The organism is Leptolyngbya sp. FACHB-1624, assembly GCF_047649235.1.
GTDB classification, from domain to species: domain Bacteria; phylum Cyanobacteriota; class Cyanobacteriia; order Leptolyngbyales; family Leptolyngbyaceae; genus Leptolyngbya; species Leptolyngbya boryana.
This window is the reverse complement of the sequence record NZ_CP180258.1, coordinates 5554584-5568308: the sequence shown is the minus strand read 5'-3', so window position 1 is coordinate 5568308 and position 13725 is coordinate 5554584. Positions and strand designations below refer to the sequence as shown.

7 protein-coding genes are annotated in these 13725 nt (G+C 43.5%); 5 read left to right on the top strand and 2 right to left on the bottom strand.

What is annotated here, in order from left to right:
* Positions 1-362 precede the first annotated feature (362 nt).
* The 5 genes from ACMUEV_RS26390 (at position 363) to ACMUEV_RS26370 (ending at position 11796) form a co-directional block, all read left to right on the top strand.
* Positions 363-1613 carry a DUF4255 domain-containing protein gene (locus ACMUEV_RS26390; protein WP_190653740.1) on the top strand — a complete coding sequence of 417 codons (1251 nt, stop codon included), beginning with the start codon at positions 363-365 and terminating at the stop codon, positions 1611-1613.
* 5 nt (positions 1614-1618) lie between these two features.
* Positions 1619-1828 (top strand): hypothetical protein, encoded by a 210-nt coding sequence (locus tag ACMUEV_RS26385; protein ID WP_190653739.1) that lies wholly within the window; start codon positions 1619-1621, stop codon positions 1826-1828.
* A 22-nt stretch (positions 1829-1850) separates the two neighbouring features.
* Positions 1851-3368 (top strand): DUF4157 domain-containing protein, encoded by a 1518-nt coding sequence (locus ACMUEV_RS26380; protein ID WP_190653738.1) that lies wholly within the window; start codon positions 1851-1853, stop codon positions 3366-3368.
* 71 nt (positions 3369-3439) lie between these two features.
* A complete protein-coding gene (locus tag ACMUEV_RS26375; protein WP_190653737.1) occupies positions 3440-5629 on the top strand; it encodes a DUF4157 domain-containing protein in 2190 nt (729 codons plus the stop codon).
* A gap of 293 nt (positions 5630-5922) precedes the next feature.
* Complete coding sequence (locus tag ACMUEV_RS26370; RefSeq protein WP_190653736.1) at positions 5923-11796, top strand: ATP-binding sensor histidine kinase; 5874 nt, start codon at positions 5923-5925, stop codon at positions 11794-11796.
* Positions 11797-11831: 35 nt separating this feature from the next.
* Here ACMUEV_RS26370 and ACMUEV_RS26365 read toward each other — a convergent pair whose 3' ends face one another.
* Both ACMUEV_RS26365 and ACMUEV_RS26360 read right to left on the bottom strand, forming a co-directional pair.
* Complete coding sequence (locus ACMUEV_RS26365) at positions 11832-12554, bottom strand: sulfite exporter TauE/SafE family protein (RefSeq protein ID WP_190653735.1); 723 nt, start codon at positions 12552-12554, stop codon at positions 11832-11834.
* An 8-nt stretch (positions 12555-12562) separates the two neighbouring features.
* Positions 12563-13633: a YeiH family protein gene (locus tag ACMUEV_RS26360; RefSeq protein WP_190653734.1), complete on the bottom strand. Its 1071-nt coding sequence runs from the start codon at positions 13631-13633 to the stop codon at positions 12563-12565.
* Positions 13634-13725 lie beyond the last annotated feature (92 nt).

Below are 13725 nucleotides of genomic sequence, written 5' to 3'. Positions count from 1 at the left end.
CACAAACGATTTTTGAAAAGTTAAATCCGTCTTCGATCGACTTCTCAAAGTTGGAATCAAAGTTGAGAAAGCCAGTGTCATTACTGAGCTAAATCTGATGGCGTGAACTAGAAATTTAGCTAATTCCCAATTGTGCTGTTCTAATTCGCAACTAATTCTACTCTGCTCACCAGATACTAGAGAGTAAATCCACGAATCATATTCACTCAAGTTTCATAATTGATACATCGCAGAATTACGGATCTCTTTACTTAATCCTCATTTTCTAGGTTCGGAAAACCCTATCTGTCTTAGATCCAGTAATTTCACAGAGGCTCACTCTTTTAGAATTGCGTGTACCTTGTTGGGCAGAGGATGAATGTATGAGTAATTATTTAGCGATCGCAACTGTTACTGCCATTCTGCAACGGATTCTTCAGTCTGCGGTGCAACTAGATGTCAGTGGTGCCCGAGTGACAACGTTACAGCCTAGTAGTTTAGGAGGAGGACTCACTCAAACTGGAGTGAACTTGTATCTTTATCAAGTCAGCCGTAATCCAGCTTTAAATAACTCTGAAGGCTCACTCATGCGAAAAGGCACAGTTTCAAAGCGACAAACTGCTTTGGATCTGAACTATTTAATTAGCGTTTATGGCAATGAAGCAGAGCTAGAGCCACAGCGATTACTTGGAAGTGTGATTCGTGTCTTTAGCGATCGTCCAAATGTCATTCCAGAAATGATTCAGGAGACTCTAGCAGATTCTTCGTTTGCATTTTTAGCTCAGTCGAACTTAGCTGATCAGTTCATGCAACTGCGGATTATGCCCAATGATCTCAGTTTGGATGATCTATCAAAAGTTTGGACAACGTTTTTTCAAACACCCTATGCTCTATCAATGAGCTATCGAGTGACGACGGTCATGATTGATGGCGAGGAAACGAATCAACAGGCGTTACCGATCCGCGATCGCAGTTTTGGCGGGATTGTTCCTTTTCCCAGTCAGCCTGTGATTGATCAGGCTGTTTCGGAGACAGGATGGTTTGATCCACTTGTTGCGGAAAGTACTTTAGTGGTGAGAGGTAAACATCTTCAGAGCCAATCGGTTGCGATCCGAATTGGAGATGCAGAGGCTGCTCCGATAGACATGAATGAAACTCAAATTAAATTGCCGCTGCTCAATTTAATTCACGACTTAAGACCTGGAGTTCAGCATTTACAGGTTCTGCACCGCATTGCTTCTGGTACTGGAACGACTAGCACGGTTGGATCGAATACGGTTCCGATCGTGATTCGTCCCGTGATTAAAAGCTGTCGTTGGATCAGTTCTAATCAATGGGATGACTTAAAATCGGGTGAGATTGAGGTTGAATCTAATTTAGCGATCGCGCCTCGTCAAAGAGTTGTTCTTGTTCTCAACGAATGGACGATTGAAAACCCTGCGGCTTATCTATTTGAAGCGACTTTGCGAACTGAAATAACCCCATTACTCCGAATTCCCATTCGTTCTGTCAAACCCGGTACTTATCTAGTTCGATTACAGGTAGATGGGGCAGAAAGTCCCTTATCGATCGAAACTGACTCGCAGAGTCCAACTACAAATTGGTACAACAGTCCTAAAATCACAATTGGGTAAAAACGATGGATGAAGAAATGATGCAGCGTGAAGTTGAAGCAATGAGTATCAATCGCCTCAATGAGTTAGGCAATCGTGCGATTCAAGCAGGTCTAATTGCTGGGCACGGCTATTATCAGGGGCAGTACGAACTCTTGCATCAGGGTAATTCCGTTCTTTTATCGCCTGAAGAAGCAGAAAACTATCTGGAAAACCTCCTACACAAGGCAGCTTAAAATTAGTAATCGAGGGATAATTATGGAGAAGCAAAGTGCTCGACACCTCGGCAAATCGGCTCATCAAGTGAATTCCCGTCTGCAACTGAGAGCTTTTGCTCCACAGTCTACCTCGGTGAGCCAACCTGCTCCAAATTTACGATCGCATTCCTTAGCTTCGCTATCCATTCAGCCCAAATTAACGATCGGTGAACCAGATGACAAGTACGAGCAAGAAGCCGATCGCGTTGCTACTCAGGTTGTAGACCAGATCAATACTCCAGTCGTACAACCTCAGCTACCTGTACAGCGCCGAGAAGAAGAAGAGGAACTCCAGGCAAAACCTGAGATTACAGCAATTCAGCGTCAGGAAGAAGAAGAACTTCAGACATCGCGTGAAACAGGAGAGCCACAAGAAGCATCGGCAGCATTAGCATCTGCGATTGACAGTGCCAGAGGCAGGGGACAATCTCTCGATGCAGGACTGCAACGATCGATGGGTCAGGCAATGGGTGCAGATTTCAGTCGGGTGAGAATTCACGCCGATGCACAAGCCGATCAGATGAATCGATCAATTCAAGCAAAAGCCTTCACGACGGGGCAAGACGTTTTTTTTAGACAGGGAATGTACGAACCTGGAACTCGAAGTGGGCAAGAGTTGATTGCCCATGAACTCACCCATGTGGTTCAGCAGAATAGTGGAACGAGGTCGAACATTCAAACCTTTAGAGAAAAGAATAGCTCAGACCAGGCAAATCAAGCCTTTGATCCACCAATTAAACAGATGAGCTTGGAGAACATCGAAAATGTCATCACAAGAATCGAGCATGAAGAGATAGAAATTGATGATGAAGAAATAGATGCGTTTCTAGAGCGATTGGATGAATTAGAAGCGACGTACCTTGTGGAGTCAATGGCAGAAGTGTTGCCAAACTTGAAATGGGGACAAAGCACAATGACTGGTCTGCCATCAACTAAGAAGAACGCCGAGCAATATGACGCAAGCATGGAGGAAGCATTAAAGAAATCAGGTAAATCAAAAGACATGGCAGTAGCGCGGGTGGAAAAGTCGAGTACTCCTCTAGCAAGATGGCTTTATGCTGACGGACCAGAGCCATCTGTTGTTAACTGCTGGGAATCAGTACTGCTAGCAGCATTTCGGATTGGAATGATCGATAAGAAATACATTAAATCAGCGCTCGTTCATAAAGGAGGTAGACCCCGATACGTAGATGTGATGATGAAAAACAAGACAAAGGCAGTGACTCGCCCAGCTAACAAACAGCCGCGCGAACTTTATGCAGTCTTGGATGCAATTCCAGCAGGGATGGTAGTCGCATTTGGTGAGGTTCCTGGACATGTCGCACTATCTACAGGTAAAAGAGTACCGATTCAGAATGAAGCAGTCAGAACAGAAATCGGAGCAGCAGAAGGGAACGAAATCCTAGAGTTAGATGGTGGCGCTGCGGGATTAGGTACGGTGGAGGAAGCGATGGCACGCAATCGGTCTGAGTATTCGGCGGTTGTTACGTGGGGTGCGCTCCCCCGAAATCTCTCCTGAATCTATGCTTCTATTTAATTGAAGCTGATCCCTGGGTATTCTAAATCCATGTTCAAGAGTTGGGATTGATCATGGACAAGCAATTTGCACGTAAGATTAGCAGTCAGACCGCTCCGATCAATTCTCAACTGAGAACTAAGCCCTTTGTTCAGCCCAAATTAACGATCGGTGAACCAAACGATCAGTACGAGCAAGAAGCCGATCGCGTTGCTGCTCAGGTTGTAGATCAGATCAATACTCCAGTTGTACAACCTCAGCCGCTTGGACAACCTCAACCGTCTGCACAACCCCAAGAAGCAGAAGAAGAGGAACTCCAGACAAAACTTGAGATTACAGCGATTCAGCGTCAGGAAGAAGAAGAACTTCAGACATCGCGTGAAACAGGGGAGCCACAAGAAGCGTCGCAAGCATTAGTATCTGCGATTGACAGTGCTAGGGGCAGTGGACAATCTCTCGATGCAGGACTGCAACGATCGATGGGTCAAGCGATGGGTGCAGATTTCAGTCGAGTGAAAATTCACACCGATGCACGAGCCGATCAGATGAATCGCTCAATTCAGGCAAAAGCCTTTACGACGGGGCAGGACGTGTTTTTTCGGCAGGGAATGTATGAACCTGGAACTCGAAGTGGGCAAGAGTTGATTGCCCATGAACTCACCCATGTGGTTCAGCAGAATGCCTCTTCGATTCATCGTTCTGTGATTCAAAGAAAAGTGGGCTTTGAATTTGAGACATCATGGCGCGTTCGCGATATCAGCGAGGTGAATAACGAAGAAGGTCTGGAACAACATCAAGAAGAAAAAGATGCCTGGATCGCAAAAATCGATAAAATCTTGCTGACTCAGATGTTACCGAACCCAGTTCACGCCTTAAAAGTAGAGGGAGAGAAGAATAAGCCTCAAGAGGAACTTAAAGAATTATGGTTTAGCAAATATAATTTCCCAGAAAATCCGAATGACCCGAATGTGCTAAAAGAAGAGGGACTGAACAGAATTACAAGGCTTCATGACCATCCTCAGTACCCGACATTCTTTAATGAACTTGTCCAGACTCTCAGAACGGGTAACAAAATCGCAGCTAAACCGCTGCTGGGCAAGAATATCGCCAAGGCGGCAAAGATAGTGACAGCTGCAAAATACGATCTAACAGCAGATAGTAGCCCTGCTGGAGGTTCTAACCTAGAATGGGTCACGGCTCCCCTGACGAGCGCGGCCGAAGTCAATGCAGTGATGACGAATCTGACTGCGATGGTTCATCAATTCAATGGACTCAAAAATCAAGAAGAAATCAAGCTGGACGAGCTTGGAGGAATACAAGGGGGAGGTGTAAAAGCGAAAGGAGGCTTAGTCATCTACCCTGAAGTGGGTAAGGAGATGATTTTTGAACCTCAGACAACTACAGGCATCAAGATTGACCAGCTTCCTAAATTACTTGAATATTTGAACGACCAAACCGAACATTGGTATGAATGGGAATCAACCTTCTTAAAAAGGAAGCAGGCTAAAAGTGATTTATTTGGGCAAGGCGGACTAGATAAGCTTGTTGCAGCTGATGCTAGTGCTAAAGTAGCGATCGCTCAATTTAAGCAGACGGTACTGCCACAGCACGCGCCGCAACTTGTTCGCACCAGTACTAAAGAGTTAGAAGGACTAGCGATCTTGCTAGCGAGTTATCTCAAAACAGCCGATACTCTACCCGCCAAATCCAATGCAAAATCGATTGCCGAGGGGTTAATGTCTCGTACGGACTTTGCCCACAACTTCAAATTACTACCCCCTGCTTATCAGCAATTCTTCAGTGAGAATCCCCAGCAATTTGTTAATCTCATGTTGGATGCTGCAGAGATGAAAGGGACGGGAGGCAATAAAGTATATACCAACACGGTTGAGCGCGGTGGCGTAGACAATCGCGTTGAGAAAGTTATTCCTTTGACACGCCAGCAGTGGCTAGAAAATATTCCGTCTGGTGTTGATTTGCTCAAGCACTACTCGAATCTATCAAATGAGGCAAAAGAGATTGAAGGAGTTAGCGAAGACGATTGGAATCCCATTCATAAGTCGCTAGGGGCATTAGGCAGCGTCGATGATCAAGTTGGAGCACCTGGCAAGCAAACGGATGCTCTGGTTGTTGAATTTCGTCGTATGTTTGGGGGAAATATGACCGAAGCCGATCTGCTTCCGACTGCAAAAGCAATCTATGCATTAGTTGATCAACTCAACAAGAACGAAAATCTAAAGTATGAAAAACAAGCACCAAATTAATGGCAACCTCTCTATCTCCTGAAAAAGATCTCGGACAATTTTAAAGTTGGCTTAAGTCCGTAGCTTCGTGAAGTTAGATAGACTGAGGTAAGTTGTCACGATGACATTGTAGATGGGGCAAGGATGCTATAAAGCGTGAGATGCTTTGGGAGTGATCGAAATCACTCCCAAAATAATGTATAAAAATCTATCTTGGGGGAGATGGCATTAGGGTAATATTAATTTGCAATAGCGCGTATCGTTTGCCACTTGGGCATGCTGAAGCATGAATATAGATTTCAGCCGTAGCCCGTATGACATCCGCAACGTCTCACCCTATTACTTTGCCAGGATATTGTTTAACCGAACAACTCTACTCTGGGAGCCGTACGATCGTCTATCGCGGACATCGGGAGAGTAATGGTCAGCCCGTCGTCGTAAAGTTTTTACGGAATCAATATGCCAGTCTTGCGGAGTTAGTGCAGTTTCGGAATCAGTATGTCTTGACAAGAGAGCTAAACTTGCCATCAGTGATACGAAGCTACAGTCTTGAACCTTTTTATAACGGATATGCTCTTGTCATGGAAGACTTTGGCGGAGTCTCGTTAAAGGAGTATATCGAATCTAAGCCGCTTGACTTATCCGAGTTCTTCTTGATCGCACTTCAACTTTGCGCCAGTTTAAAGGGATTAGCAAACCATTGCATTATTCACAAAGATATTAAGCCTGCCAATATTCTGATCCATCCAGAAACGCGGCAGATTAAACTGATTGATTTTTCGATTGCTTCTCGTCTATCTAAGGAAACCCAAGAGCTTCAAAATCCTAACATCTTAGAAGGAACCCTTGCCTATATTGCCCCTGAGCAAACTGGGCGGATGAATCGGGGAATTGATTATCGAAGTGATTTTTACTCTTTGGGAGTTACCTTCTACGAACTGCTCACCGGACAGATCCCTTTCTCCTCAGACGATCCAATGGAGTTAGTCCATTGTCATATTGCAAAACAGCCTGCTGCTGTTGATCAGGTTGCACCAACCGTTCCACCTATACTTTCTCAAATTGTCAGTCGATTGATGGCGAAGAATGCTGAGAATCGCTATCAGTCGATCACAGGACTTCAGCATGATCTACAAAAATGCCGGACACAATTTCAGGCAACGGGTACAATTGTTTCTTTTGAACTCGGTGAGCGAGATATCTGCGATCGCTTTGTGATTCCTGAAAGACTCTACGGAAGAGAAGCAGAAATCGATGCCTTGTTTTCTGCTTTCGATCGCGTCTCTCAAGGCAGCACAGAATTAATGCTCGTCGCGGGATTCTCAGGAATTGGTAAAACAGCAGTTGTCAATGAAGTACATAAACCTATTGTTCAGCAACGTGGGTATTTCATCAAAGGCAAATACGATCAGTTTCAGCGTAATCTTCCGTTTTCTGCTTTTGTGCAAGCGTTTCGCGATCTGATGAGACAGATCCTCGGAGAAAGCGACGCTCAAATCGCTGACTGGAAGCATAATATTCTGAGAGCCTTGGGAGACAATGCACAAGTTATTATTGATGTCATCCCAGAGTTAGAAAGTATTATTGGTCGGCAGCCATCAGCCCCAGAACTCTCTGGTAGTGCAGCTCAAACGCGATTTAACCTACTATTTCAAAAATTTATTCAAATCTTTGCCACCTATCAGCATCCATTAGTCATCTTTCTAGATGATTTGCAGTGGGCAGATTCTGCTTCTTTGGACTTGCTCAACTTACTAGTGGGTAAGTCTAAAACAGAGTATCTACTGGTCTTGGGTGCATATCGAGATAATGAGGTATTTCCAAGTCATCCACTTTTGCTGAGTATTGAAGAAATTCGCAAAGCGAATACTAGGATTCAAACGATTACATTACCTGCACTTCCTCAATCTGATATTCATCAACTCGTTGCACATACGCTCAATACCACAATTGAGCTAGCTCAAGCTTTGGCAGAATTAATCTATCAAAAAGCAAATGGCAATCCATTCTTTACCAGGCAATTTCTCAAAGCCCTACATGCAGATGGTTGGATTCAATTTAATCAGCAGGAACACATTTGGGAATGCGATATTACAACCGTGAAATCGCTCGTTCTCACAGATGACATCGTTGAGCTAATGATGGCTCAACTTCAAAAGCTGCCTGCTGAAACTCAAGAAGTATTGAGATTAGCAGCCTGTATTGGCAACCAGTTTGAGCTTGCAACTTTAGCAATTGTCTGTGAACAGTCGATTACAGACGTTGCTACAAAATTATGGTGTGCTTTACAGGAAGGGCTAATCTTGCCTCAAACTCAGACTTACAAATTCTTTCAGGGTGAAAGCTATGCTCCTCACTCAACCGAAGCAGAGCATAAATTCCTCACAGACGAGGTTTCCTGCACATATAAGTTTCTGCACGATCGCGTTCAACAAGCTGCCTATGCGCTGATTCCAACCGATCAAAGACAACTGACTCATCTCAAAATTGGTCAACTTCTTCTGCAAGTCATTCCCGAAGCTGAGCGAGAAGACAGAATCTTTGAAATCGTTAATTCATTAAACCAAGCGATCGCGCTAATTTCCACATCTACTGAGCAACTTGAATTGGCAGGGCTAAATTTAGTCGCTGCTAAAAAGGCGAAAATTGCTACAGCATATAGCGGTGCAATGAGCTATTTGACAACGGGGATTCAATTACTCCCTCAACAGTGTTGGCAACATCACTATAAACTGGCTCTGGCGCTGTATGAGCTAGCAGCAGAATGCGCCTATCTCAGCGGAGACTTTGAGCAGATGGAGTACTTTGTCGGTGAAGTTCTTCAACACACTCTACACTTGCTCGATCGCATTAAAGTCTATGAGGTGAAGATCCACGGCTTAAAAGCACAGAATCAATTTGAAGAGGCGCTAGATTTTGGGCTTTACGTTCTTCAGGAATTGGGCGTACAGATCCTCACTCATCCCAAACCCGAAGATATTCCCATTGAGCTTTCAGCAGCTCAGGCAGCATTAGCCTCGATCTCAACGGCACAATTGTTAGAGCGACCAGTGATGAGCGATCCCTTGATGATGGGTGCATCGCGGATGCTTCTCATTCTCAGTCCTGCGGCTCATACCGTGCGTCCTGCATTGCTTCCCCTCATCGCATTCAAGCAAATTCAGTTAGCTCTCCAGTATGGTAATGCGCCTGCTCATACACATGCCTATGCAACCTATGGACTAATTTTGTGTAATCTCGGCGATATTGAAACAGGATATGAGTTTGGACAGCTTGCTTTAAAGCTCATTGATCGATTAAATGCTCAACAACATGCTGCGGCTACATTATTTGTGGCAGGTCACTTTACCTTGGCTTGGAAAGCGCATGTGCAAGAGGCACTAGAAGTGCTCAAAAAAGGTTATACGATCGGATTAGAAACCGGAGATGTAGAACATGCAGCATACTCAGCCTTGCGTTATTCTTATGTCTCTTATTTCTCAGGATCTTGTCCTTTGACGGATCTCAAGCTAGAGATGGCGAACTATAGCCAAGCGATGAGTCAGTTGAAACAGTATAGTATTCTGGAGCTACATAAAATCCATCATCAGGTTGTTTTGAATCTGCTAGGTGAATCCAAAGATCCTACTCAACTGATTGGTGAAGTCTATGATCAAGAGATCGCCTATGAAACTTATGTAGAAACCAATAACTTCATGGGTTCGACCTATCTTTATCTGAATAAATTAATTTTGCATTATCTATTCGGTAAACCGCTACAAGCGGCGATCATGGCAAATAAAGTAGAGAAGTATCTAGATGGAGTCAGTAGTCCTCTCATTACTCCTGCATTTTATTTCTATGACTCTTTAGTCCAATTAGCTTTGTTTCCTAATGCGATCGCCGATCAACAATCAGCGATCTTAGAACGCATTGCTGCAAATCAGAGCAAGATGCGTAAATGGGCAGATCACGCGCCTATGAATTTTCTGCATAAGTTTGAGCTAGTTGAGGCAGAGCGATACCGAGTACTAGGAGAGACGACAAAAGCAGCAGAGCAATACGAGCTTGCGATCGCAAGAGCAGCAGAAAATGGCTATATCCAAGATGAAGCACTTGCGAATGAGCTTGCAGCGAGATTTTATCTAGCAAGTGATGACGAACAGCAAGCCACACTTTACATGAGCAAGGCATACTACGGCTATAGTCGTTGGGAAGCGAAAGCGAAAGTTGTCCATCTAGCGCAACAATACCCTAAATTGCTTTCTTCTATTCTTCAAGCTTCCAAACGCACTAGATTTGCGCTAGATGAAACTTTGTCTACCTTGCAGACTGTGCACGCTAGCAGTAGCACTAATTCTACAGCTTTAGATCTGCATACGCTTCTCAAAGCATCTCAGACGCTTTCTAGTGAGATTCAGTTAGAAAAACTGTTGACCAATTTGATTCATATTGTGATTGAAAATGCAGGTGCTGATAAAGCGGCACTCTTTCTGAAATATGAGGGATGTCTAAAACTAGGAATTAAATATTTTGATCATGCCGTACAGTCACTAGAGCATAAGTTCATTGATCAATGTCAGCATTTGCCAGTTCCTTTGATACATTATGTTGAACGCACTTTGAGTACAGTCATCACTGATTATAAGTCTCATCCTAGTACTGTAAGTGATATCTACTGTATAGAGAATCAGCCCCAGAGTTTGCTCTGTATTCCTCTTGTGAATCAGGGTGACTTGGTTGGTATTCTATATCTGGAAAATTCTACAACTGCCCAAGCTTTTGCGAGCGATCGAGTCGATCTGCTCAAACTGATCTGTTCTCAAGCTGCAATTTCATTAGAAAATGCTCAATTGTATCAACAGTCGCAAGCCTATGCTCAGCAGCTAGAACAATCACTGCAAAAATTGCAGCATTCCCAAGCCGAGTTGCAAAATACTCAAGATCGCTTTCAACGAGTGGTCAATAATGTGCCTGGAGTAATCTACCAATTTCGGCTTGCTCCCGATGGCTCAGCGAGTTTTCCTTATATGAGTGCGTACTCTAGCGTGATTTATGAGTTAGAGCCAGATGCAATTCAAGCAGATGCGTCGCTGATTGTTGAAAAAATTCATCCTGATGATCGTGAATCTTTTGAAAACTCTGTCTTTGCCTCTGCTCAAACTTTACAACCGTGGGCTTGGACAGGGCGATTTGTCATTGCTGATAAAATTAAGTGGTTACAATGTGGCTCTTATCCCTACCAGCAACCAGATGGCTCAATTATTTGGGATGGAGTACTGACAGATGTGAGCGATCGCAAAAAAGCCGAGTTGCAGCTTCAGTTACAGGCTGATGCTTTAGAAAAAGCATTTCAAAATCTCCAGCAAACCCAATTACAACTGGTACAAAGCGAGAAAATGTCTGCTCTAGGAAATCTAGTTTCTGGAGTTGCTCACGAGATTAATAATCCAGTTGGTTTTCTCAAAGGCAATATCCAACCTGCCCTAGATTACATCAGTGATTTATTTGGACTCATTGATCTTTATCAGGAAAGAACTTCTCCCTCTGATCCAGTCATTCAAGCAGAAATCGATGAGATCGACTTAGAGTATATTCGCGAGGATCTTCCCAAGTTGATTAGCTCAATGAGAGAAGGCATAGAACGAATCCGGAATATTAGTACCAGTTTACGAACCTTCTCCCGCGCTGATCAAGATCATAAAGTTCCTTTTGATATCCATTCAGGGCTTGATAGCACGCTGCTGATTTTGAAACATCGATTAAAAGCAGATGATCGCCGTCCAGAGATCAAAATTATTCAAGAATATGGTCAGTTGCCCGCGGTTGATTGCTATCCAGGTCAGTTGAATCAGGTGTTTATGAATTTGCTGGCGAACGCGATCGATGCTTTAGAAGATAGCAATAAGGGACGGAGCTATGAAGAAATTCAAGCTCACCCGAATCAAATTGGCATTTACACAACAGTTGTGGATGATCAATCAATCAAGATTCGTATCTGTGATAATGGCGTGGGAATGGATGAAACGACTCAGCAAAAAATCTTTGACCATCTATTCACAACAAAAGAAGTGGGAAGAGGAACAGGTTTAGGGCTGGAAATTGCACGACAGATTATCGTGGAAAAACACGGTGGTTCGATCAAGGTTCGTTCAACGGTAGGACAAGGGACAGAATTTACGATCGTACTTCCCATTCACGAGAAGTAGCCTCTATCAAATCTGTTGGGGTGAACTTATAAAAGCTACAGTATAAATATGCAGCCAACTGTAATCAATAAGCTAAAAATTATACGATTAAACATCGGCTGTGGAATGAGACGATTAATTTTGCCACCGACATAGATGCCAATGATAATTCCGGGAATTGACCATAGAAACAAACGCCAAACTTGCAGAGTCCATAGTCCTGCAAATCCGTGACCTGCGATCGTAGCAATTCCTGAAAACAGAAAATAGCATTGCATTGTTGCTCTAAAATAGCTGGCTGACCAACGACGCATCACTCCGTAAACCGCGATCGGGAGTCCATTAATGTTGTAAGCACCTCCTAAAACTCCCGCAACCAATCCAAAGAAAACGGCATAGCGTTCATGGTGAAGCTGCGGAAACTTAGGAGAAATAAGATTAAACAGTCCATACAAGATGAGAATGATTCCTAGCCCAAGCTTGACTGTTTTTTCAGGCGCATACTGTAATAGAAGTAATCCAAAGGGAACTCCGATTACTGTACTAATGATGAGCCTCCAAGCTGACTTGAGATCAATGCTATCTTGATCAAAAATTAGAATCAGTGAACTAATAATAAACCCTGTCAATGCAACAATAGGAGTTGCTGTTCGCAAACTCATAATCATGCCTAGTAGCGGCATTGCTAAAAGCGCATCACCAAACCCGATCGCAGAACGAATTGAAGTACAGACAAACAGGATTGATGCTGTTGCGATCGTTAAATCAGTAAGGTTCATGCAAAAGACTAATAAAGGATCTGAATCAATCCATAGCTAGAGATTGAAATGAATAACCAGGATAGCGCGCCTAAATACAAAGGTCTTAGTCCAATCTTTTGAATCTGATTTAATCTTGTTTCTAATCCCATTGCTGCCATTGAGATGGTTAAGAGAAACTGATTGACTTGTCCTGTCATTGTTTTTATTTGCTGTGGAATTAAGTTCAAGCTATTCAGAAGAATCAACAGCATAAAATAAACGACAAACCAAGGAATAGTAATTCGTGATTTTGATTGAGGAGCTTTAGAAATTGCTCCAAGCATGAGCATCATCGGAACGAGCCAAAGGACTCTCGACAGTTTTGAAATACTAGCAATCTCGCCACTGACTGAATTTACTTGAAAAGCCGCTGCAAGCACTTGGGCAACTTCATGAATTGAAACTCCACACCATAATCCAAATGCTTCTGGTGTTAAGTTCAATTGCCCGGAGAGTAATGGATACAAAAGCATCGATACTGTTCCGAACAAGGTAACAATTCCAATTGCATATGTGATATCTTCATCCCTGTTCTCAGTTGTTGCACTCGTTGCAATCACAGCAGAAGCGCCACAAATCGAAGTTCCTACAGCAATGAGGCGAGTTAAACTAGGACTCACTCCTAATTGTTGTCCAACCCAACAGGTAAACCAAAATGTACTCAATAAGGTTGTGATGATGATGAGTAACCCCGTGATGCCCACAGATAAAACCTGCGATAGGCTGAGTTGAACACCGAGCAGAATGACTGCAAATCGCAGAATTCTTCTCATAGCAAAGTGAATCCCTGCTTGGTGTTTCGGCGCTACGCCAATTGTATTTTGGATGAAAATGCCTAGAAGAATTGCCAGAATGAGAGGACTGAAGAGAGTGAAGCCGGGTATCAATCGGATCAGATAAGCGATCGCTGTCAAGCCACAAACGAGCCATACTCCAGATTGGATCTTTACTAGGCTGATTTTGATTTGAGCAATTGCCTGAGAGAAAACATCACCTTGAAATGCTGTGACGATTTTTATTGCTGCGAACGGTTTAATATTATTTGTTTTGTGCCGCATTACTTTGATTCAATTGACTGATGCAATTCAACAGAAATTCGCCTTGCTTTCGGGTAAGATTGCCAACAAAGCAAGGCAGTTACAGATTGGAA

Bases quoted from the DNA above. Each gene is read 5' to 3' on its own strand.
- ACMUEV_RS26360 (WP_190653734.1), bottom strand. From the start codon at position 13,633: ATGCGGCACAAAACAAATAATATTAAACCGTTCGCAGCAATAAAAATC.
- ACMUEV_RS26380 (WP_190653738.1), top strand. From the start codon at position 1,851: ATGGAGAAGCAAAGTGCTCGACACCTCGGCAAATCGGCTCATCAAGTG.
- ACMUEV_RS26375 (WP_190653737.1), top strand. From the start codon at position 3,440: ATGGACAAGCAATTTGCACGTAAGATTAGCAGTCAGACCGCTCCGATC.
- ACMUEV_RS26385 (WP_190653739.1), top strand. From the start codon at position 1,619: ATGGATGAAGAAATGATGCAGCGTGAAGTTGAAGCAATGAGTATCAAT.
- ACMUEV_RS26390 (WP_190653740.1), top strand. From the start codon at position 363: ATGAGTAATTATTTAGCGATCGCAACTGTTACTGCCATTCTGCAACGG.
- ACMUEV_RS26365 (WP_190653735.1), bottom strand. From the start codon at position 12,554: ATGAACCTTACTGATTTAACGATCGCAACAGCATCAATCCTGTTTGTC.
- ACMUEV_RS26370 (WP_190653736.1), top strand. From the start codon at position 5,923: ATGACATCCGCAACGTCTCACCCTATTACTTTGCCAGGATATTGTTTA.